Raw genomic sequence first — 24,275 nt, forward strand, 5'->3', positions numbered from 1 at the left:
CGAATCGTACTTGTCTTGAATGCTTTCTACTACCTGCTTATCAGACATATAAGCCTTTAATTCGGTTACATTCCGATCATCTAACCATTCGGCAAATTGTTCAAGTTATTTTTACATGATGCCTTAGCATAGTAAGTATCAGCATTTTGAGGAGCGATCGCTATTGCCTGATCGTAATCTTTGATCGCCGTTTCATGTTTGCCCAAAGCAGAGTAGGCAATCCCTCGGTTAATGTAAGCATAGACATTGTTAGAATCTATGTTGAGTGCCTTTTCATAATCTTCAATAGCTCGTTGATGTTCGGGTTTTTGCAAAGAAGAGTACGCAATTCCTCTGTTAATGTAAGCATCGACATTGTTAGGATCTATCTTGAGTGCCTCTTCATAATCTTTGATTGCCAGAGGAGATTTTTTCTGCCTGTAGTAATTTGCTCCTCTATTAACGTAAACCTTGGCTTTTTTTACATTAGTGGAACTTTTAGCAAGAATGTTGGGAAAATTCTTAATATATTCGCTGTCAGCCTGCTCACTTCCCCTAGTGTAGTAGTCTTCAGCGATCGTCTGTGAGGATGGAAGAATTACAGTAGGGGGAGATGTAGTAGGAAAAGGGATCGTAGAAATTGGAGATGTAACTGAAACTGGTACATCGTCACATAGATGGCGATCGCTCTCACTGACATTGGGGTTGTTCTGCAAATTGTTACGCACGGGAACAGAAGCCTGCTGCATTAAGTCATCGAATGATTTAATCGGCCACAACTTAACAGTGCCATCTTCTCCTGCGGTAATCAAAACCACCTTACTATCTCGGCAAAAACTTACTTTCTTGACTGAATCTGGATACGCTTTCCATGCTGCAAAAGGCTTACCCGCCCCCAAGTCGTCCTGCAAATTCCACAACTGCACCATGCCATCCTTTCCAGCACTAGCCAGTAACTTGTCATCCGGACTGAATGCTACTGAATTCACTTCTGCATATGTCGGTAATAGGAATTTCTGTTCCCCATTATCCAAGTTCCATAAGCGGACAGTACTATCCTTTCCAGCACTAGCCAGTAGCTTGCTATCCGGACTGAACGCCAAGTTTTTGACAGGACCTACATGACTACCCTTACTCTCCGTTTTGATTTGGGACTTCGCTGGACTATGCAAGTTCTCCCAGACGACAGTACCGTCATCTTTTCCCATAGCCCGTAGCTTGCCATCAGGGCTAACCGCCACCAGAGGGTCTTTTGGCGCGTCCTTCAGATTGACTTCAAATTTTTCCAACTCATTACCCTGCAAATTCCACAAGCGGACACTGCCATCATCTCCAGCACTAGCCAGTTCCTGATGGTCACGATTAAAACTGACGCTTCTAACTGGTCCATGATGCCCTTCAAACTTATCCAACTCCAACTCCAACTTATTTAAATCCCACAAACGAACAATTCCATCCTGGCCAGCACTAGCGAGTTTCTTTCCATCCGGACTAAATGCTACCTCCCAGACAGTGTTTTGATTTGTTGCAATTTTGTTTTCGATTGGCTTATTCTTAAGCAGCTTCGCATTTTTAAAATCCCATACACGGATAATGCCATCTTTTCCGGCAGTAGCTAGTTTCTGTCCATCTGGGCTAAAACTGACGCTCGTGATGTCATATTTTTCTTTTTCTTTTTCTTTAATGATATTGAATATGATGTTTTCCTTCCATTTGTTCCCCTCTCGATCCCATAAACGGATAGTGTTACTCTCTCCAGTACTAGCCAGTCTTTTACCATCAGGGCTGAATGCTACACTCCAGACTTGCTTCTTCTCACAAGAGTTGAAAACGCAAAGACTTTTACTTTCAGATATCTCAGAAAAATTGTCCAAGTTCCATATATGCACAGTGCCTTTTGCTCCAGCAGTAGCCAGTAGCTTGCCATCTGGGCTAAAACTAATGCTTTTGACTTGGCCTTGCCTTGTAGCCCATATTTTCAACTTTATCAATTCCTTGTCCTCACGCCGCAAATCCCATACACCGACAGTGCCTTTTGCTCCAGCAACAGCTAGTTGTTGACTGTTTGGGCTAAAACGGGTGATTTTGACTGGCTCACAATTATTCTTATTATAAAAATTATCAGACTTATCAGGCTTATCCTTAAACTTAATGAAATTCGATTTGCTTAAAGTCTGTCTCTGAAAATCCCAAACACGGACAGGGACGTTGCAATTTTCTCCGGCACTAGCTAGTAGCTTACCATCTGGGCTAAAACTGGTTCTGACTGTACCCATGCCTTGATCCGCTTCTTGGCGGTCAAGTTCTCTCACGGTATAAACTGCCCTTAGCAGAGTTCCTCTTACTTGTTCTCGGAGGTCAGTTTTGGATATTAACTGATTAATTGGCAGTGATAACCACACAAACATGTTATTCAGGATCTTGCCTGCCTCTAAACTATTAACCATCCCATCTTTAGATTGGTTTTTTTGTAAGTTTATTTCTGCGGATTCTCTTAAAGTCTTGGCTTCATTAATCTTTGCCCAGATAGTCAACCCACTCAATCCCAGTATGACCGCAATTGCAATCTGCCAACGCAAACGAATGTTTCGGTGTTTTTGCTGAACACTTTTCTGCACAAATTCAGCTTCTAACTGGTTAAACCAGTTATTTTGTTCAGATTTGAGTACCAGCTTTAAAAAATCAAGAAAAGGACTAGCATTCCAAAGAAAATTTGACTTTTTCTCCTCATTGTTCCACCTAACAGCAGCAGTAGTCACGTCCCGTTGTAAAGGAAGATTGACCTTTAATTGTATTTCAGCTTTAGAGCGAGTACTTTTACTGCTATTTTCTTTCAATGTTAAAGGCAGAGAGACTTTTCCTAAACTTGCAGTCAACAGATTTTTGATTGGATTCCACCAGCTTACTGGTTTAACGATTTCTTGCTTCTCATCAAGCCAATACTTAATCCTTGTCCATCCAGTTATCAACGCATCATGGACTGGTTCTACATATTCTTGACCTTCGGTATCCAATCCTTTGACAAGCAAACGTACTTCATAAAAGTGATCGATTACTGTCTGCACATATTGTTTTTTTTGCTCTGCATAAACCAATTCAGATGTTAGTACTTTCCTACGAGCTAGTTCCCCGCTACTACTAGCTACCATTCGCAGCATCACATTACGAATAGTTGGCTCGTCAACTTTTTTTTCTACTAACTTGTTATACGTCTTGTCAGCAGTTTGGATTAGAGCGCGTGTAACCCCACCTATATCTTTATAATCTGCCTCAGTAATCGTTCGGTCATTCCTTTCTAGATTTTCCTCAGCTTTGAGATACTTTAAATAAAGCTCGCTCAAAGTAAAAGAAAGTAGGGGTAAAGCCCCTGGCATTTGAACAACTTCGTCAATCAAATCGTTGACTAACTTAGGAGACTCAAAAAATAATGCCCGTTGTGCAGCAGGTTCTTCGATCGCTTGTTGTAACTCTTCCCTGTCCATCGGAGTCACAAAAAACCTCCCATCTTGCCAAACCTTTTGCCAATGGGTTTCCTTGATTGCATCCCTGATTTGAGGTTCAAATTCAGAGCGTAAAGTTAGCACTATTTGCAACTGTTGTTTATAAGTGGTTAATAACTGATCTAATAGATTAATAAAATCTGTACGTTCTTCTTGATTTTGACAAAAAGTAAACAATTCTTCCGTTTGATCAATCACTAATAATAATTTAGAATCAGGATAAATAAAATTCTCAATTTTATTACAGATAATCTTGATTTTTTCCTGAGAACTTAAACTCAGAATAGTAGAAGAAGCTGACCCAGATTGTGTCAATATTTTCTTCAAAGCACTCAACGGAGACTCACCAGGTCGCATTGGCTCAAGAGTGACCCACTTCTGCTGATCAGATTCTAAAGCCGGAATTAAACCAGCTTTTACTAAGCTAGATTTCCCTGAGCCTGAAGTACCTAACACCACAGTAAGTGGATTATTCCTAACTTTTGAAAGTAAACCTTCTTTGCGATCTTCAATCAGCCTTTTTCTGCCAAAAAATAATTGACTATCCTTTTTTTCAAATGAGGCTAAACCTTTATAGGGATTATTCTCTTCCTCCAGCTTCAGGGGTCTTAAATCTTGAGGATTAAAATTATGAAGTGGAAAGAGGTATTCCCCCTTGAGGAAAATATATTCACCTGTTTGTTGGTCGTACTTTCGAGGCTGAGAAAGAGCAGATGTTTGTCCTTGGGCGACTTTTCCCAGTTGCTTTTGTAGATAGGCAAAGAGTTCATGGACAGTAATTACCTTATCATTAATAAATGTCTCAATGAATTTATCATTACCTCCATCGGAGTTACATTGGAGAACTTTTAACAGAAAATGGGCAAAGGGCGAATGTCCATTTTGCTCTCCCCGTTGTCCAAAACGAAATGAATCTTGTGCTTCTTCATCATGGGCGGCGGAGGTGATGATTTGCTGAGTTCGATATTTAATAAAATGGTCATAACTTTGTTGATACAATTTGCGGGAGCGTGCTGCATTTCTTCCGTTTCCAGCCCAAGAAATTCTGCCAGCAAAGCAGCAGTCTAGAATCATTAATAGATGATGGCAGTCTAATTCAGTGAAAACTTTGTATAGTTCCTGCATAGACAGCCAAGTATTTCGATTACCATCCTCTGCATCCTGAGGCATGAAATAACCGGATGGTTTACCATCTTCGTTATCTTGTGCTTCCTCAGCAAATCCGTGACCAGCAAAGTAAAACAATAGGCGATCGCTTTGTTCAATTTGGAGCAGCTGACGATCAAACTGGATAGTCTTATTTTTAAGATTAGTTACAAGTCGATCAAGTTCTGCTTTAGTTGCTCTTTGATCTAGTAAAAGTAAAACCTCGTAGCCATAGTTATTCTTAAGAACATTAGCTAGTTCCTTAACGTCAAAGACAGCATTCTTGAGTTTTGGAATCTGCTCGTATTTGTCAATTCCAATGACGATCGCTAAACTTCGGTTAATCTTTGCCACAATAGACACCCTTTTTTGGTAGATCAGGTTACGTAATTTTCATTTTTCCTGATTGTTGATGCCCTTCTTATGCGGTTTTAGGAATCAGAAGGGCAATTGCAACTATGGATGGAGAGCATCCGCCAATGCTTTTAAACCCGCTTCTGTGCTGAAATAAGTCAGATGATCGCAAGCAACATTTGCTAGAACTTTTGGACTCGGTGTGCGATCGCCACTCACACTTTTAATGCTGGCTAGGTAAACTGCAATATCGTTAGGTTCTCCTCCAAACACCAAACCATCTACCACCTTATTAACGGCTGGAGTAAAGAGTTTAGCCATTAATCGCCGGAAGCGATCTGGAGACTGTAATATTGGCAGCGACCTGTCTCCGGCAATAATGGTGTAAGGAATCTGGGGATCTGGGTTATTAGCGATCACCTGGAGAAATTCTGAGTCAGGTTGCATTTGGTCGAGAGCATTATCATTCGCTTCCACAAACTTTAGTGACTTAGCCGCTAAATCAGCCACGACTTTGGCAGGCCAAACCATCTCAGGAATTTGATTAAGACCCCACCCTAAAAGAGCAAAAGCCATATCCTGAACTGCTGGCCAAGGAGAACCAGCATTGGGAGTTCCCAACATCACTAAATGTTGAACGATTTGATTTCCGCCTTCTTGTTCGATAAACCAGCGAGAAACTAATCCCCCCATTGAGTGGGCGACTATATGCAATTCTTTGCTGTGATTTCTTCCTAAACCTACAGCTTCCAACCCTTGTTTGAGCGATCGCCCATTGTCTTCAATGGTGGTGCTAATATTTTCGTAATCGAAAGTTAAAACTAGGTCATAAAGTTCCTGTAGCGGATGTAGTTGACCATTCACCTCTAATTTTGCCTGTTGAACGCTACCAACTATACTTGCGGTATCGCCGATAATACCGTGAATATAGAGGACAATTTTCTGAGCGGAAGCAACTAGGTTTTTTATTTCTTTTGAATCTTTGTTGTAAATAATCTCTATCTTATTGTCTTGTTCCCTCACCTTAGCAGCAGCTAAAATAGGATACTCATAAGAATTTCCTAGCTTTGAGGTGCGGAGCTTTTTAAAGAAAATTTTGATCGAACCACCCAAGCTGCGGCTACTTGTAGTCGGTTGAGGTAGGCGTTCAAGCTTGATTTCTATTTGCTTTCCTTTCTTGACTCCAACACCGAGAGGCAGGAAAAACTCTCCGTCATAGCTTACAGGTAAGAGATATTCCCCTGACTCTAAGGCTTGGTTAACCAGTAAAGTTAGAGGTGCATTTTTGGTGACTGAGTTAACATCATTGACAGCAAATAACTCCACAGCACTGAGTCCTGAATTGCTACCGCGACTGGTGGTAAATTGAAATGATTCAATAACGCCTTGTTCGTCCCACAGAATGGGTGGTGCAATTAGATTACCGATATCTCGTGTTGTTTGGGAAATAGTGGTCAAGGTTACTTGTGCCTGTAAACTAGGATGGGGTTGCACTTCAACCAAACCATTGAGTAGTTTTGCGCCTTTACCTGGTTGAAGCTGTTCAGCATCCCGTGGCTTGACAATAGTAACTGCCATTTCTTTGGCGATCCAATCGTCATATTTTCTCCCAGCGCAAACAGCATTACGGCTATAGACTCGATCCATTAAACGGTCGAGACTACTTTCGGATTCTGCTCCTCGCGTTCCTCTCATTGGAGGCTTTAGTCCTTCTTGCTCCAGTAAACTAGCATTAAAGTCTGTCTTACTGACAATCAGCTTAAAAATATCTTTGTATTCAGTAATGCCTTGTTCTAAAAATTCATCTGGGATGGAGAGGCTAATATCATCATATCCGGCAACAATTCCTGCTCCCTCTGCTGTTTGGGCTGGAAGCACCACACTACTTCTCTCGTCAAAAAAAGGAACTGCTACAGAATAATCTTCTGCTAAATCGATGACATTAGCATACAATTTCTGGTTACTGTGATTGAGCAGTTTGACTTGGATGACTGGCTTTTTCCACTCCCCATCTTCATACTTGTACTCTAGGCGCAGTTCTGAAGCTGTAGTTAGGGATTTGTCTGAATCTCGATTAGGTTTAATCTCTCGGTCTTTTCCTTCATAACCAATAATATTAATTTCCATCTCCACATCTTTGGACTTAATCTCGCTGCTTTGAGGACTCTTCAAGTTGAGAATATTGCGCCAACGGGCGATCGCTTCTAAAGCTTGAATTGCTTCTAAAGCAACATCTTTGCTATAACCAGGTTGTTGGGGAATGGGAGCAACAGTTGGACGTTCATCTTGAGTAATCCAGTATTGCCCATTGCTGACTATCAGGTTAAAATCAGCATCTGTGGGGTTTTTAACTTGTTTCACGTATAGCGACTTTTGACCAGAATTAGCTTCTTCTAAAGCTTTTTTTGCCAAGATTATGCCTGTTTCTTCTGCCAAATTCTCTTGAATGTAAACCTTTAAAGGTTCTAGAGGCAAACTGCTGACGACTGCCCAATAACTTTTATTTTTGTCTAAACCCTCTTGACCCTGGATAATTTCGACCTTGCTTTTTTGGATTAATGCCTGAGTCACTCGTGCTTGTGAAGCATTTGAGACTTGCCTTAACTGTTCAGATGTGCTTCCCACTGGGAATATAGTTAATAATGTGGTCTCATCAGCAGAAACTGGCTTAGGAATGCCCTGTAATACCCCACCATCAATTTCCCAACCCTGCTCGTTAGGGCGTGTGCTGTAGCTTAAGGTGAAGTAAAAAGGACGTTCCGGAATCGCGTCTCCTAAAAACGATTCTTTTAAGTCTTCTGGGTTAGTTGCTTCAAGTTGAGGCACTTGATCTTGAAATTTTCCCTTAATTAAAGCTTCTATATTTCTAGCTAAATCCAGGTAAGATAAGCTGCCATTAGTTTGCTCTAAGCTTTTTAGGAAAAAGTAAGAAAAAGCCCCTCTGGTTTTACCATCATCTTCTTGATATTCCTTCGCATATTGCTCATCTCGACAAGCTGCCAACAGAATATGTCTTCCCTTGGGCAAATCTAACCCTGTCTTTTTCTTATTAACTTCTAATGAAGTTAGTAGAAGATTTTTAAAAGTTGCGTCCTCGGCAAAAATGAAGCTAGACAAAGCGCGATTTCTCGTATCTTCTGGGGCTAGACGTACTCCTTGAGGGATATTTCGAGTTCCCGAACCTGAGTGACAGGAATCGAGAATCACAATGACACGGGGATTTTTCTTTGCTACTTGAACCAGCAAATACCTGAGTTCTTTATCGGCTAAATCGTGATTCTCCTCAGTACGGCTATCGTAGCAAACTAAAGTTTCATCTAAACGGTCTGGTTCTAAATGCCAGAACTCTTCGGGAGCTTTTTCTTGACCCCCATGTCCTGAATAGTAGAATAGAGCGATATCGTTGCTAGCAGCTTGACAAAGATAATTTTGAAAACCATCAATAATTGCCTGACGAGTAGCCTGTTCATTCGTGAGGATTCTGGGTTCTCTCAGTTTCCATTCTCCAGCAATCTGGTTTTTTAGATAGGTTTCTATTGCTGTAATGTCGTTTACACAACCTTTGAGGGACGGAATTGGCTGGGGATAATTATCGATCCCCACAAGCAAAGCGTATAAATTGCGAATCCCAACTTCTGGAGAATTACTAACCATAATGTCACTCTTTCTAATAAAGTCCTATTTTTGAGCGGATTATGAAAACGCAAAATCACGGCATCTCAATCTGACTTTTCACGGCAAGTCCTCAAGCCTCGAAAAAGCGTGACTTTTTCCACAGGCTAATTCTCAATAGCGTTAATTTAATGAAAATAGTTAACGGAAAAATCAGGGCTTGAAAACCCCTCAGAATGGCTCGGTTTGAAGCCCAGTCCAATGGATTTAAAGATGTTGATGTGAGTATGAGTCAACGGATAGAAAAAGCGAAAAGTTTGTGGGGAAGGTTTCCTTCCACAAAACTTTTCAAGACAGGACATCACCGCATCGAGAATCGCCAGATTTATACCGTACCAGTGTCACAACTTCCTGCACTTCATGAACAAGATTTGTGCGCAGACTCCGTTGGGTCAGGGTGTGTTGGTCGCTACCGGAGCATAAATCGGTTTTGGATAAGGGTTAGGGCAAACTGGTGTTTGAGTAATCCAGCTACCATTACCGCCAGCGTCAGTGATAACAAAGTCTGTTTGGCAGTTAAGAATACTGCCGTGTCCCAGATCTGTCGCTGCTGTATTGCTAATTGTTACCGCACCTGCCGAATGAATTTCTATCGCGTAGGTACCGGTGCCGATAATCTGGTTGCGGTTCAAGGTTACATTGGTAATGCTTTTGCCAATGAAATGAATGGCTTCATAGTTGCTGTCGATGATTTGGTTATCTTCAACATTGATGACGCCTGTCATGTTTGCATCAAGCGCATAGAACCACAGCGCACCCGTGCCAAAGTCCCAGTCGTTGTAGTAATCCTGTGAACCAGCGCGGACTATCACATTGCGGGCAATTACTGTTGTGCCGCTAATTGGGCTACTTCCGGGGAAGCGGTTGCCGACGTGGATACCACCCCCTTCGGCTTGCTGGTCAGCGATGTAGTTATTAGTAACAACGTTAGATTCACCACCATAGATAGCAATCGCGTTTGCCAGCACTGGTATTTCAACACGGTTGAACGAGAAGGTGTTGAAACCGCCACCTTGATCGTTCCACATAGCGATAGCGTCGTCGCCTGTGTTGCGGAAAAACGACTGTGTAACGGTGCAATTGGTGACCTGTTTGTGGAAGTTGATCCCGTCCGCGTTTTGGTTGCGGATACGGACATTGGCGATCGCCAGGCGGTCAAATGGACCATCCAACCACATACCGCATTTGGTATGCTCGATCCACAGGTTCGTAAACGTTGAGTTTGAGTAGGCGCCGCCGATACCATTGAGTTGGTCATTATCGACGCGCTGGATAACCTCGCCCCAGATTGCAAAATCAGAGAAGTTGACATTCTGTGCGGATGTGCCTGTATTCCAAGGTCCCATGAGTCCGGCGTTGTTACCAGTCTGCGCTACAAAGTGAATCTTGGAATACCAGATACCTGCACCCTTGAGCGTTACGTTATCACGTACCTGTAACCAAGTGCTAATTTTGTACTCGCCCGGCGGAATCCATAATTCCCGACGCTGACTTGATGATGCATCAAGCGCATTTTGGAAAGCAGCCGTGGAATCCTGTACACCAGAAGGATCTGCACCAAAATCAGTAGTCAGCGATAGATACCCGCTTGGCATCTCAGAAGCAGGTGCTACTTGCTCAAAGTCGATCAGGTCGATGGTGTACCAGGGTGCGGTACTATTCGGCTCCACCTGAAAACGTACCTTGTCGCCCGCAAACATCTGTGGTGTTAACCGATTCGCCTCATCATAAAAGTGATGCGGTCTGATATCACTGGGATTGTTATTGAATGGATAGGTGCCGTAAATCCAGCTGTATTTCGATGTGAAGATGAGGTCGGGCTGTTTTGCACCATTGATATACAGACCAATAGGTGCTGTTAGCCCTGTACCATCTGCCGAGTCGGCAATGGCGTAACGAACGACGATTGAGTTTGCGCTGCGTGGTACGGTGAACTCGACATATTCCCCGACGGCATCGAGTGTCACGGCGCAACGTTCAATCGCTTCATTCGCCAGCCCTGGATAGGTACGGTTATGGCGTGCATCAATTACCATGCCATTGTGGGCAGCATTTTCAGCTTGAATTTCATCATAGGGCATGATGGTGGGGCCTGCAACGGCTGCTGCAAAAGTGGCGTTAGGAATGCAGATTTCCTGACCTACTTGTAAATTCGAGGCATCCGCGTCTGTGTAGGAAGTACCATCTGGTTTTTTAATTTCACGCCAGAGGTTCCTATCACCTAATTTTTGTTGGGCAATGAGAAAAAGGGTATCTCCTGCCATAACAATGTATGAATTCCCGAGTGTACAAGACATAAATCAACTCCAAAATATGAGGAAGAATATCTTCCTATAACAGAGATATTCGACTACTTAACAGGAAAGATTTTCGCCAGGTGATACCCCCAATCTCTGGCAAAAATTTAAATAAAAATTGATTCGATTTTGGGCTTCCTGTTTGCCTTCTTGGGACGCATTCGGTCCACATTCGATGCCACCATTGATGATGGAGATTGTCATGCCGAAACCGGGGTTGCGGATAGCATTGTGGCACGATGTCATCCAAAACCACAGGGCGGTCATGAAGGAAATAGCGCTATCTGTTGAGACCAAATCCGGGTTATTGAGCAGATCAATACCAAGAGCCGCTCCACATGTAGCATAGTTGTAGTTCCACGACAACTGGATCGGTCCGCGACCGTGATAGGTTTTACCCTGCACACACGGATAGGTTGTAGGATCGCAATAGCTACCCCATACTGCTGTGTTCAGTTCCTCAATGTATTGTAAAAAACCCGTCTCTTGGGCAACATTTGCTAGGAAGGCAGCCGCCTCACGTCTGCATTCTTCGTCCGATCCTTCATTGCAGAAGCTTGGGTATTTCTGCGTGGCGGTCACTAGACCGTCGTAGGAGTAAAAACCATTTCGGTTTGGGAATAGAGCCTCGAAGGTTTGGCGCGATACAATACCTGCAAAACCATTGCCATTGACCGTTGGGGGAGGGGGTGGTGGAGTGACAGACCCGTTAGGAATACAGATTTCTTGACCTAACTGTAAATTTGAGGCATCTGCATCTGTGAAAGGAGTGCCATCTGGTTTTTTAATCTCACGCCAACGGTTACCATCGCGTAATTGTTGTTGGGCAATAATAAAAAGCGTGTCTCCGGACTTAACAGTGTATGAATTACCAAGTGTACAAGACATAAATCAACTCCAAAAAATGAAATTACAAAATTGCTGTGACAGACTGTACACCTAGATTGCTTGCCATTTCAAAGCACCAAGGTAAAATTTGTTAACAGCGGAATTACATTAGTGTCTACTGCACACTGTAAACGCCCAACGCTCTGACCTTGGCATTGTGATTGCAATTGACCTCTGGGATCGAATGTTTACAGTCCTTTGAACTGGGCATCTGTTATTTGTTGGGGACTGTTGTTGCCTGGGATAATGTAGTCTGCACCGACTCGTGCTTTGTAGATAGAGTAGACCTGATGGACGGTGGAGCCTATGGTATAGGTGCTGTCGCCGCGATCTCCGCCAAAAATAGCCCAGTCAGTCTCTTTCTCAATGTTGAAGTAACAAAGCATCTTGATTTGGGGTTTGACCGAGAGGTAGTCGAACATCTCAACAATCCACTGACCCTTCGCGCCAACATTGTTGCTGCCGTAGTTATCACTCGTTGTGCCCCACTCTGGAATCGCGATCGCCTTGCCGTAGCCGGAGAGGCGGTTAATCATGTCGTCTAGCAGCGCGACGGGAGGTGTCCAGTTTGACCAAGACTGGCCGGTGCCCCAGTTGTAAGCGTCAATGCCGACCCAATCAACATAGGCATCGCCCGGCCAGTAAGACTCAGCCTTGTGGAGCGGGTTGCCTACATCGGTATTCATGGGTGTCCAGAGCCACTGCAAATGATTACTGTCGATGCCTTTATTTTTGAAGACCGTCCAAACATGCTGCCACATATTGATATAATCGGTGGGCGTGTTCTGGGAGTCTTTATAGCTGGCAGACCAGGGATACCAGTCGCCGTTCATCTCATGGGCAAACCGCAAGTAGACGCGGCGGTCATCAGCATCGCCGTATACGCCGCCAGCACCCGCCAGGAAGCTCTTCATGGTGTCAGCCCAGTCATTCAAATAGCTATCGTGACTGCCGTTGGCGATTAGGGCATCGATATTCGCTGGGGCATAGCGATTTTTGTCATCGGTGAAGACTTCCCATGTCACCACAGGTACACTTCCACTATCCCAGATATGGTTCATCGTCGTGAAAGCCTGCTCCTTGCTGTTCGGGTCCCAGCTTGTAAACATAACCTGCACGGCGTGCTTTTTACCTAACCAGGATTCTATGTCGTTGATATTGGCATAGCCGGGGAAGCAACCCAAAAGCATATTGTTGTGCGGGGGGGTGTTTTGGTTGATTTCAAAGCCGCTGACTGTGGGCTGATCGGCAGCGCCTGGCGTGAAGTTCACGACAATCTGCCCTCCGGTATCTGAGGTCACTACAAATTCTTCAGCGATCGCCTTATTGATGCCGCCAGCTTGGGAGAAAATGTCATAATTCCATAGTACTTGCGTGCCGTTAATCGCAGCGTTAAATTTGCGCTTGTCAACCGAGTCCCAGAAGTGTTCGTTAAAGTGAAGCTTAACAGTATGGATGGCCTTGGGAGTCAGATCCAAAAAGGTGTAGCTGAAGGTGCCGTAGCGTTCGGTCTGATAAACTTCTTGGTTTGCTGGGTAATAGACGCCCTTAGCATCGACGAGAGTCTTGCTCGACGCACTTTGACCGCCACTGTAGTAGGCATCTGCACCATAGCTTCCGATCGCTCCTCCACCAGCATTGATACGAATTGAGTTCACCATAAAATTCTCCTAAGAAAGTAACTGATCAGATTTTTGCTTATGATTCAAATTTCTTGACCGAAGAAGGTTGTGTTGCAAAAAATATTTGAAGTAGTAAAATCCTCTAAAAGTAGGATTGTTTATACAACTTCGTATTAGATATAATATTGCAGTGAATTACTTTTAATATTAGTTGTCTTATAGGCTCTGAAACTCATAAAACTCATCCCATAACTCATAGTAAAACTCATGAAAAATAACATCCCTAAATAGAAATGTTCTTAAAATAACTTGTAAATAAGTACAATATCTCATTAACTCATAGTGAAATCTCTGCGTGGCTCTGCCCTAACCTCTGCACCCCTTTGTGTTTAAATTTTAACCCTCAATTCGCCATGATTTTACGCAAAGCTGTACTAAGCACCTGTACTCTCAAGAATTGCGTAGGATCAGAAATAGGAGTGAGTTCTAATTCATATTTTGATTCTGCAACGCCAAATGCTGCTCTTTTTTTGTAAAAAATCGCCGATACAATTCACAACTTACGATCGCTTCAGATCCAGAAAGTTTAATCAACCCCATACTGCTTAACTTGTGAGTAAGGATGGGATCTAAGAGAATAGCTTCATTAGCATTCAGAACCTTATCAAAAGCTTGTGCTAACTCAGGCTGTTTTTGCAAGGTTGCCCAGTGACGCTGCAAGTGATTTGAATAAATTTTGCTAGCAGTGGGAGCAGTTTCTAATAGCTGCGACAGAGTTACCTCGTTTCGACTCAGATGATAGAGAGCTAAATTTACTAGTGCCGGATGTCCCCCGACCATTGCCATTAATTGTCTAGCTCCTTCTCCATCTGTCCAATTGAGTCCATAGCATTGGGCTAACTGCTGTACCTCTTTTTGGCTAAAGTTGTCTAACTGAATCGGTAACCCTACATTGAAAGGAGACTGATTAAGTTCAAGAGGAACATAAATATCTGTTGAGTGAACCACGAGTAGACGAAGCTTTTGCCAAATGGGCAGTCTTTTCGCTTCTTCGTACCAAGAACGCAACAGAGGTAGAAAATCCTTCGCTACTTGGGGATGCTCGAAAATATGGTTCACTTCATCCAACGCCAAGATCAGGGGAGTATTAATTGACTCTAGTAGATATTCTTGAAAGTAGACGGTGCAGCTAACTTTACTTCCCAAATCTTCATCCCAATACTCGTCTAACATTGGTTGAAGCTGAAGCTGGCGGGCGATATTGGCACACAACCAGCGCAAAAGTTGATTCAAGTCGCTCAGAATTGTCTGCTCGACTTGTTCTAGATTCAAACTGATAGTGCAGTAACCCTCGTGCTTGGCATAGTCAAGAATCCTCAGCAGCAGTGAAGTTTTGCCCATTTCTCTGGGAGCTTTGATCCTGATTAACGCTCCTGGTTTCTTAATTTCTTGATAGATTTGCTTCTCAAGGTAAGAACGTTTGAGGTAAAAGGGAGAGGCGAGAGGAACTGAGCCGCTGGGGTAGCAAGGTGACGTATCCTGATTAACTGTGGGGGGAAATTGCGTCAGGTCTTGTTTCAAAAGTTTTGTATTTGGAGCTGCTTCAACGATGGCATAAGATTCCAGCAGCACCTGACAGTTTTTCTTGGTCACGCGCTGGCCAATGACCTCAGAGAGTCGCCCAAACAACTCTGGGGCAACAACATTGGTAAAGTAACCAGGACTATATCCTGCCTCTATAGCTATTTGGTTATAAGTTTTATACTGCCAGATCCCACGCAAAACCAGATTTTCTGTGGAATTAAGGGGGCGATTGTGGCTCTCAATTAGCAGGCGGTCAACAATCTCAAAGAGACTATCAAGGTTCATAGAGATTACAGACAAATGCTACTGATAAAGATAACATGAGTTACGCAAGTAACACAATATCTGCCATTTATTAGTACAAAAGTATTGCTTAGACAAATTAAATTACCCAGAAGGATAGACCTCTTCTTTGACTTTTCAGATTAAACAAAAGTTTTCGTAAATCAAACAAAAATAGATTCATAAATACGGTTCTGAACTCTCAATTTTCCCTGTTGCTTGACTACTAGCCCTGACAAAAGCAATTCTCTTTCCTCTGAACTATCAACTGCAATAATCTCTCCTTGATGCAAAATTTGACGGTAGAGTTCTAGTAGCCGAACGGATTGTTTACTTTTGAGAAGACGATCGCGGATGGTTCTAAAATGCTCTGGTTCATCCTGTGATTCCCAATTTTGTATTACCGACCTTTGCAGCAAATTTTCAATCCATTCGGCTTCTCTATTGGTAGGGATAGGAGATGAAGAATTGCGGATGAGTTTACAGAGCTTTTGAGTTAAAAAGGGCTGGCCATTAGTCCAGGCTAAGACTTCTTTTAAAACTGTTTGAGGATTGCTCACTTTTTCGGTCAATCCTTGAAGTAGAGGTTGCGCTTCATGCTCTTTAAACCCTTCCAATTGAATGGTCTGACCGATGTTAAAAGGCGTTCTCTGGTGGTCAGTAATTAAGTCACCAGGGGTAGCTACTCCAAAAAGAGCAAAGGTTAAACGTCGATACTCTGGATTAATACTACGTAGATTATAGCAAGAGCGAATTAGCGCGAAAAAGTCATTAACTGGGAATTTTAAACTTAAGAAGCTATCAATTTCATCGATAAAAATTATCAAGTTTTTAGATATAGTATCATTTTCTTGAGCAACTTCAACTAGCAAAACTTCTTCAATAAATTGACTCAACCTCTGAACTGGAGAAATATCTCCTTGCTCTTGCCACCAAGTTTTTAGATTAACCTTTCTTAATAAACCAAAACTTCGCCATAGCTCTACTGTTAAGCCTTTGTACCATTGGTCAGGCGTGACGTTTTCGCTACCAATACGGGTCAGATCGATCGCCCCGCAGCTAAATCCCTCATGCCGGAGGTGATGTATCATGCGTACCATCAGACTTGACTTGCCCATCTGCCGAGGATTGAGAATGTAACAAAATTCCCCGCGCTTCAACGCCTTATAGAGATAACGGTCTGCTGAACGCACAACATAAGTAGGAGCATCCATCGGCAAACTTCCTCCCACTTGATAATCAAAGGTAGAGGGTTGTTCGCCACTTTTGAGTAACTCGTTTTCAAAGAGCAGTTCGGCTTGGGTGGCTTTGAGAATTTCTAGGGTTTGTGAGAGTTCTTGAGTGCGCTCTTCTACTCTTAGCTCTAGATTTCGGTTATAATCTTCTAACTGTCCGTAGAGACGGGCATTTTCAATGGAAATAGCAGCTTGAGCAGAAAGAATTCTTAAAACTTCAATGCGATCGCTAGTAAATGCATCTGTGGTTAAATTGTTTTCTAAATATAAAATACCGCTTAGTTTACCTTGATTTAACAAAGGAGTACAGAGAATCGATTTTGGTTGAGTGGCGACGATGTAGGGATCGCGGATAAACTGTTCTTCTTCGGTAGCGTTATTAAGAACTACATTTTCTTGAGTACGGGCAACATAGTTAAAGATTGCAACTGGTAGGATAGGTGTCTGTTTGTCGCCATCTACAGAGTCAATGGGAAGCGATCGCAGTAGAGTCACATCATCAGAATCTACTGTCCCTTCAGCTTCGATCGCCCATTTATGATCTTTTTCCAGTATCAGAAAGCCTTTTTGAGCACCTCCATTTTCAATTACAGTTTTCATTAACTTAGCCAGCAGTTGGTCTAGTTTAATTTCGCTAGCTAATACTTGAGATGCTTTTGTGACTGTGATGATATCGAGTGCTTGGGGATTTGTACCACTAGTAGATTCAGTTGTATTAATGCTTTGCTTTTCTTTTCGGTTGTTTATATCCATTAGAAACTGTGGGTACTCTAATTCTAAAGCTTTAACTTTGGCTTTTGCACCCCAGCGACTATAACAATGATAGGCATTTCTTAAGTATAGTTTACCTATTTCTTCTCTACCCAGAGACAGATAAAATTCTGCTGCACGTTCGTAAGCTATGGCTTCTTCGTGAATAAATTCAGATTTTTTAGCACCTTGAATTGCTTTTTCATAAAATTCTTGAGCTTGCCAATTTTGCCCCAAAACTCGTGCTTTCTCTGCTTCTACTAAATCGTATTTATTTTGAAAGTTAGCGGAGCAGTCATCAGCCCATCTTTTTAGATCTTGCTGATTTTTTTCTACTTGTTTTAAAATTGTTTTTTTTTGCTCTAGATTACAATTATGATAATAACCAAGGAAGGAAAGAGAAGAGTATAAGTTATGCTGTGGTGCAGTTAAATATGAGCCAATACTTTCTATATATTTTTCTGTATTAATTGTATTATCAATAGCATGATATAAATCTCCAAAAAAATAGTAAATTATTGTTTTATTTAAATAGAAAGTATATAATAACCATTGGTTAGAACATTTAACATATTCTTGAATATTTTTTTCTTCTTCTTGTTGAGAATCACCCATTAAAAAAAAATCTTTATTGTTAGATTTTATGGTTAAAAATTTAACTGTTTTTTTAAAAATGTCTAGATAATCAGTTAAATATTTTTGCTTATATTTTTTCGTAAATGCAGTATATTTTATTTCATCATTTTCAACTTGTTTTAAATGATCTCCCCCAAAAAACTCGATCAAGCAATAGTCTATAGATACATAACCAGAATACTCACGATCTCCTATATTTATTCCTTTCTGAAAAGTACTTAACAATTTATCTCGTGCCACTTTTTCTTTAAGAAATATTTTCCAGTGCCAGATAAATCCATAATATACATGAATAGTTAGAGACTCCGATTGAGAACTATCACATTTATTTAGTAACTTGAGAGACAATTCTCCAAACTTATATCCATAATTCATATCCTTTCTTATTCCACAAAGAAGTAGTCCATAATAACTATAGGTCATAGAAGCTTGAGGATAATTTCCATCTTTAAGACAAAGCTTAAGTAGGGTTAATATTACCTGAACGAACAATGAAAAGTTGGCAGTAAACGTAGGCGGTATTATCTGCTGTAAGATTTGTATAGCTGCTAGTTTATATTTGTCAGTTATTACAGGTAGATTAGCTAAATATTCTATTTTTTTGTTTGGAAAGAGTGATTTAATATATTTTTCTTGTTGCTCAACTTTCTCATTTATATCGATAGTTTTATTATAGATATCTATTCCTAGTTTTGATAAAATATTAAGGGCATTATCTATTGCGCGATGACTGTCTAATATAGCAAAATAATAAAATATCTTTATATTATAAACTTCGACCATATCGAGAATATTATTAGCTTGTTTTAGAATAGTTTCTGAAAAATATTCAATTTGATCGTACTTAGTATTTAAGTAGAGTAATTCTAAAGTTTTTACATAAATTTCTAAAGTTAATTTATACTGTTTTTCCCAACTATTTTGTGATAATAATGCTAACCCAGTTTCTAAATACCTCAGGGCAGGTTGATAAGCTGTTGATGCTTTCGCCCTTTTACCAGCTTGAAGATTTAATTTGGCTAAATTATCTCTTTCTGAGCACTCAGTAATTAATTCAACCCCTTCGTTTAGTTGATTGACAATATCAAAAATATTTTCCTCTAATTTATTTTCTTGAGTATTTTCGAGTAGAAGACGACCTATTTGCAGATGAACTACTTTTTTCTCTTCTTCTGGAATCAAAGCATAGGCAGCTTGCTGGACTCTATCGTGCAAAAATTTATAGGGAATATATTTAGGAATTTTAGGACTAAAAGCATCGAATATTTCAGAAGTCTCCCTTGATAATTCTTCCTGATTCCAAAGCAGAGGTATTTTATAGTCATTACTCAGAGGTAAAATCAAGCCTGCCTTTATTGCTGCTTGAAGTTCTCTAGCTGTAGTTATTTGAGATTTGTTATTGACTACAGAAAGAACTTCTAAATTAAATTTGTTGCCAATACAAGCTGCTAATTGCAAAATTTTCTGAGTCTTTTCATCCAAGTTGGTAATCTTAGCGATAGTTAAATCAACGACATTATCAGTTATTTCTACTCTTTTGATATCCTTAATATTCCAGCACCAAGAATTTTTAATTTGGTCAAACGAGAAAATATTTTCTCTGTACAAAAATTGGAGTAATTGAGTCAAGAAAAAAGGATTACCTTGAGTTTTATTACTTACTAATTCTGCAAGATGTTTTGACTTTTCTATCGAGCAACTTAAAGTATCGGCAATTAATTGGTTGATATATAGGATTTTTAATGGTTGCAGTAAAATATTATTGACCTTAGCACCGTCTTTTTTAATTTGCTCTAAGGTTTGTATTAAAGGATGAATTGCATCGACTTCATTATCTCGGTAAGCTCCAATTATCAATATATATTGGCTGTCAACATCAGTTATTAATAACTCAATTAACTTCAGAGATGCTAAATCTGCCCACTGTAAATCGTCTATAAAGATAACTAAAGGGTGTTCTTTTTTGCTAAAAACACCAATAAATCTTTGAAAGAATAAGTTAAATCGATTTTGTTGAGCCTCAGTTGATCCTAATAGCTCAACTGGCTGCTGTTTACCGATAATCTGCTCCACTTCAGGAATTACATCAATAATGATCTGAGCATTAGGATTCAAAGCTACTAAAAGTTCTCGTTTCCAAGTTTGTAATGCTGCTTCAGATTCGGTAAGCAACTGGCGTATTAAGTCTTGAAAGGCTAAGGTGATCGCTCCATAAGGAGTATCTCGCTGCAACTGATCGAATTTTCCACTAATAAAATACCCTCGCTGGCGTAATATCGGTTTATGAACTTCATTAACTAAGGCAGTTTTGCCAATTCCCGAATAACCAGAAACCAGTATTGTCTCAGTGCTACCTTGACTGACTCGCTCAAAAGTAGTTAATAGTTGCGTAACTTCTTCTTCTCTACCGTAAAGTTTTTCAGGAATGACAAAGCGCTCGCAAATATCCTGAGTTCCTAAACCAAACTCGTCAATTTGCCCTAAACTCCGTAAGCGATCGCGACAGATTTCCAAGTCGGCTTTGATTCCCCAAGCACTTTGGTATCGTTCTTCTGGGGTTTTTGCCAACAATTTCATCACAATGTCTGAAACGGTTTTAGGTATTAGTTGAGACGGTGTATTTAACGTTTCTACAAGTTTATGTGGGGGAACAGGTTGTTGAGCTATATGACAATGAACTAATTCTATAGGGTCAGTAGTTGCAAAAGGTAGTTGATTAGTCAGCAATTCGTAAAAGGTAGCACCCAAGGAATAAAAATCGCTGCGGTAATCTATCCCTCGGTTCATTCTTCCAGTTTGCTCTGGAGCAATATAAGCTAAAGTTCCTTCTAATCGATCAATATTGCCAACTGTCTGATTTTCCCACGCTAAAGAGGTAGAGATGCCGAAATCGATGATTTTGAGTTGTTCTGTTTCTAGGTTATAGACAATATTAGAGGGATTAATATCTTTGTGAATAATATTGGCAGCGTGAATAGTAGCCAAACTATCAGTAGTTTTGATGGCAATAGAGAGAAATTCCTTGAGACTAAATTGGCGATCGCGCATTAACAATTTTAAAGATACACCTCCAAAGTATTCTAAGAACATGACTAAACTATTTTCGTATCGCTGCAAATCATATGTTTTAATAACTCCATCGTTATTTAAGGAGCGAGTAATTTCATATTCTTGCTTATATCGATTTAGTTCTGAGGGAGTGGGGTAGTTTTCTTTGAGAATCTTTAAGATAACAGGTTGAATATTAGGCTTAAAAATTCCTCGATAAACTAATGAATTAGCACTTTCATAGATTTTTTGAATAATCTCGTAGTCTGCTTTAATATTGTTAATATTGTTTAGCTGACGATTCATATGAAAGTTCATAAAATCCTGGAATCTTTTTTTATCAAGGCTTTCCAGGATTTTATCATTCATTGGAGCTACATTGTACACTACAGCACAACATCTAAGAAAGTTTTAGCTGAGTCAGTCTAGGAGAAGCGAATGATCCTTATAGGATGGTGCGGACGTTGACTCTGTTGATTTGGCAGCATATCAATCCTAATGGCATATTCCGCTTAGATATGAACAAACGACTCTAACTTGATGCGGCTTGGGATTTTTAGAGTCAAAAATTTTTTTAACTCCCGTGTGAGTCAGGGTTTGAGCTATTACATGGCACTTTGTTGCAGCTTTGCTACCTTTACCCCTACAAGTTAAATAAAGTCAAAATAAAAACATATACTACTTATGTTTAGGGAGTGACTTTTTAAATTAACTACAACTGAGTGGAATATAGGGATAAGGAGGCTTAAAATAGTCCACATCTATTAAATATTTGTTATTTTCCTTTATATAAAAAGGAAAATGACGTTCGTTTTTTGGAACTTCGTTTAAATACTCTTCTTTGGCCCACGCCCATTTTTTAATATCTTCTTGATCAGCATAATAAGGTATTGGAGGATAGGGGATAACAATATGATAACCTACCCAAGGTTTGTCATGGCGGATTATAATTTCTTTGATGTCACCATGAAATTTACTCCAATCTACCTCTAAACTATGCAGCATAGTGATTTCACCTGTACTAAAAATAGGTTGGGAAATTTGGTGGTATTTATCAGAGTATTTATCTTTTCTTTTGTAATATGCTTGTCCAGCTAATAAGAGTGATAAAGAAATTCCTTGCCAACCTCTGTTGTTAGGTAAAATTAAAAATCTTGCTTGGTTTTTACTAGTTGAAGACTCCTTTAAAGGCGAGTAAAAGTTATTTTCATGATCGGGATCGGGTTGATCAGGAGAATCTCCCCCACCCCACAGAAAAATTTCTCTAGCTATAAGACCATCTAAAATATCAAGACCACTGATATTAGACTCAACGCTAATATTAGACTCAATAATCTCATCCCAATTACCATTCCTAAAATTTTCCCATATTTTCTTGTCGTTCTTTTGTGCTTCTATATAAGACCACCAAGTTTTAGAAATCAATTGAGATATTTTACGGCTATATAGTAGAGTCCGCATCGGATGATAAAAATTACTTATCTCAATTTGTTCAACTTTTTTAGTATCAACGTTAGATAATGCATTGAAAAAACCTTCTGAAAAAATGGCTCCTGATGAGGGCAAATATGAAGAGATATTCTTGCCATCGCCTTTTTTTGGATAATTTGGATAATCTTGAAGCTTTTTTATTGTCTCCTGATCAAGGAGACACACATCGAAACTGTCTGGTTGAATATTTCCATCTCCATTACCTCTTTCTTTTACTAATATAGTTGTAACTATATTTTTATCTTCTGTCTTTTCTTCTTCACGAGGCTTGCTTATTTCTAATATCTGGTAAACTGTATTGGCTTTATACCATTGTCCTTCTTCTGATGATTCTCCATTAATGCCTTCGACCGATCCTTGCATTGAATCAAATGATGATGGTAAATTCGACATTATCTTTCGCTCCTATATAATCTGTAATTCAAGACAAATTGTAAAAACGGCGAGGGTTATCCCAAAGAATATTTTGCACAGTTTCTTTCGATAATTTTTCCTCAAGCTTTACCATTTCTGCAACGATGTTCGGCTTGTGATCCATATGGGGATAATCCGAACCAAAGATTAACTTATCCGTGCCAATATATTCGATCACCTGTACCAGTAATGGTTCTGAAGGCTCTATGGCAATAAAGCACTGGCGACGAAAATACTCTGATGGCTTGATTTTGACATTATCATGAATTGTATCCTCCCAAGCTAAATTTTCATACTCTTCATCTAGTCGCCACAGCCAATAGGGAAGCCAGCCACAACCGGACTCCAGAAAAGCCACTTTCAGTTTTGGATGACGTTCTAACACCCCTCCTTCAATCAAGGCTAATAAAGCCATCATCTGTTCCATCGGATGAGAGCAAGCATGGGTAGCAAAACGAGTGTTAAACCTTTCTGTACCAGTAGTTGGCAAACGACTGTGAGTCCCTTCGTGAATGCCTACTGCTATGCCTAATTGTTCGCATTCTGTCCAAAAAGGCTCGTAAGCAGAGTCGCTCAATAGTCTTCCTTTGACGGGGTTAGGGCGTAAAAAAACGGCTTTCCAGCCAAAATCAACAATTCTATGTAATTCATGCACCATTGACTCTGGTGCGTGCAGATTAATTGCTCCTACCCCCTTCAATTTATCTGGAGCGTAACTGCAAAAGTCTTTTAACCAATTGTTGTAAGCGCGGGTAAAAGCGCCAGCAACTTCTGGTTGCATAGTATCAATCGCCCAAAGCCACAATCCATAAGTTGGATAAAGGAATGCCAGATCGATCCCCATCAGCACCATCTCTTGAACGTGAGACTCGACATTGTAGCCTTGGAAATAAGCATTAGGATGAGCTGACATCATCTGCTTATTCCCCTTATCTCGAACTTGCCTAGAGACTTTTTTTACAATGTCTACCCCTTGAATTTTCATGTCTGCTGAGGGGGCAAATTGTTTAAATTCTGGTTCGAGATATTCAGCCCACATACTGGGAGGTTCAATAACGTGGGAATCCGCATCAATAATCGAATATCCGTTTATCATGATCTGTAATCAATCTGGCTCGGAAAACAATTCAAGCTGCTCAGTCGTGTTATTCCTTTCTGCATAACTATCCTTGAGAACTACTTCCCCTCTACTACCTTAATATCTGTACAAAGCAAACGCACCTTATACTGTGCCCGGTTCAAAGTTAGATGAATGGCGCTTACTTAAGAACTCTAGGTTGGGTGGAGCGTAAGCGTAACCCAACATAAATAAGAAAAGTTGTTGGGTTGGGTGGAGGAACCCAACCTACGCTCAAGTTTTTTAGCTTAAGTAAGTGA

At 40.5% G+C, this 24,275-nt stretch carries 9 protein-coding genes; all 9 read right to left on the bottom strand.

Annotated elements, in window-relative coordinates; all coding sequences use genetic code 11:
- Nucleotides 1-80: 80 nt before the first annotated feature.
- The 9 genes from AC1F2U_RS32375 to AC1F2U_RS32415 all read right to left on the bottom strand — a co-directional run bounded on the left by AC1F2U_RS32375 (nucleotide 81) and on the right by AC1F2U_RS32415 (nucleotide 23,994).
- Nucleotides 81-4,979 carry an nSTAND1 domain-containing NTPase gene (locus tag AC1F2U_RS32375; RefSeq protein WP_480264867.1) on the bottom strand — a complete coding sequence of 1,633 codons (4,899 nt, stop codon included), beginning with the start codon at nucleotides 4,977-4,979 and terminating at the stop codon, nucleotides 81-83.
- 102 nt (nucleotides 4,980-5,081) lie between these two features.
- Nucleotides 5,082-8,633 (bottom strand): caspase family protein, encoded by a 3,552-nt coding sequence (locus AC1F2U_RS32380; protein ID WP_480264868.1) that lies wholly within the window; start codon nucleotides 8,631-8,633, stop codon nucleotides 5,082-5,084.
- A gap of 410 nt (nucleotides 8,634-9,043) precedes the next feature.
- Nucleotides 9,044-10,915 carry a glycosyl hydrolase family 28-related protein gene (locus AC1F2U_RS32385; RefSeq protein WP_480264869.1) on the bottom strand — a complete coding sequence of 624 codons (1,872 nt, stop codon included), beginning with the start codon at nucleotides 10,913-10,915 and terminating at the stop codon, nucleotides 9,044-9,046.
- A 90-nt stretch (nucleotides 10,916-11,005) separates the two neighbouring features.
- Nucleotides 11,006-11,836, bottom strand: a complete 831-nt coding sequence (locus tag AC1F2U_RS32390; protein WP_480264870.1) for a glycoside hydrolase family 19 protein — start codon at nucleotides 11,834-11,836, stop codon at nucleotides 11,006-11,008.
- A gap of 188 nt (nucleotides 11,837-12,024) precedes the next feature.
- Nucleotides 12,025-13,497, bottom strand: coding sequence for a malectin domain-containing carbohydrate-binding protein (locus tag AC1F2U_RS32395; RefSeq protein ID WP_480264871.1), 1,473 nt, complete (start codon nucleotides 13,495-13,497; stop codon nucleotides 12,025-12,027).
- 447 nt (nucleotides 13,498-13,944) lie between these two features.
- A complete protein-coding gene (locus AC1F2U_RS32400) occupies nucleotides 13,945-15,327 on the bottom strand; it encodes an AAA-like domain-containing protein (protein ID WP_480264872.1) in 1,383 nt (460 codons plus the stop codon).
- 161 nt (nucleotides 15,328-15,488) lie between these two features.
- Nucleotides 15,489-21,311, bottom strand: coding sequence for an AAA family ATPase (locus AC1F2U_RS32405; protein ID WP_480264873.1), 5,823 nt, complete (start codon nucleotides 21,309-21,311; stop codon nucleotides 15,489-15,491).
- 390 nt (nucleotides 21,312-21,701) lie between these two features.
- On the bottom strand, nucleotides 21,702-22,877 hold the full coding sequence (locus AC1F2U_RS32410; RefSeq protein WP_480264874.1) for a hypothetical protein: 1,176 nt from the start codon (nucleotides 22,875-22,877) through the stop codon (nucleotides 21,702-21,704).
- A gap of 28 nt (nucleotides 22,878-22,905) precedes the next feature.
- Nucleotides 22,906-23,994: an amidohydrolase family protein gene (locus AC1F2U_RS32415; protein WP_480264875.1), complete on the bottom strand. Its 1,089-nt coding sequence runs from the start codon at nucleotides 23,992-23,994 to the stop codon at nucleotides 22,906-22,908.
- Between the last annotated feature and the right edge of the window lie 281 nt (nucleotides 23,995-24,275).

The sequence above is a fragment of the Nostoc sp. LEGE 12454 genome (assembly GCF_056620565.1).